The following is a 561-nucleotide window of genomic DNA, read 5'->3' as shown; positions in this document are numbered from 1 at the left end:
AGACGCATCGGCTTTAGAGTGGTTGGGAGAAACGCCAGCTTTAGTCCAAGGTAGTGCGAATAACATTAAAATTACTCAGCCAGAAGATCTCGCCTTAGCCGAGTTTTATCTTAGCCGCGAGCGCGGTTAGAAAATAAAGGATAAAAAATGATTCGAATTGGTCATGGTTTCGACGTACACAAATTTGGCGGTGAAGGCCCTGTGATTATTGGTGGTGTTGCAATTCCTTACGAACAAGGCCTGATTGCGCACTCAGATGGCGACGTTGCTCTGCATGCTCTCACCGACGCTTTGTTAGGTGCGATTGCTGCGGGTGATATTGGCCGTCATTTTCCAGATACCGACGATAAATGGAAAGGTGCAAACAGCCGCGAATTATTGAAAGACGTTTACCGTCGAGTAAAAGAACAAGGCTACCGCCTTGGTAATGCAGACGTCACCATCATGGCGCAAGCGCCGAAAATGGCGCCTTACATTGATGCAATGTGTGCAGCCATTGCCGAAGATCTAGAAACCGATATTAGCAACATCAACGTAAAAGCAACGACGACAGAACGTCTT

General features: G+C 47.1%; 2 protein-coding genes. Both read left to right on the top strand.

Features of this window, described 5'->3' with window-relative positions; genetic code table 11:
* A partial coding sequence (locus tag R7Z47_RS26225) for a 2-C-methyl-D-erythritol 4-phosphate cytidylyltransferase (protein WP_318130948.1) occupies positions 1–130 on the top strand: 130 nt, incomplete at its 5' end.
* Positions 131–147: 17 nt separating this feature from the next.
* Positions 148–561 (top strand): 2-C-methyl-D-erythritol 2,4-cyclodiphosphate synthase (ispF, locus tag R7Z47_RS26220; RefSeq protein WP_318130947.1); only part of this gene is annotated, 414 nt, incomplete at its 3' end.

The organism is Vibrio sp. 1641, from assembly GCF_033339995.1.
Lineage (GTDB): Bacteria > Pseudomonadota > Gammaproteobacteria > Enterobacterales > Vibrionaceae > Vibrio > Vibrio alginolyticus.
This window is presented reverse-complemented; position numbering and strand designations above follow the sequence as displayed.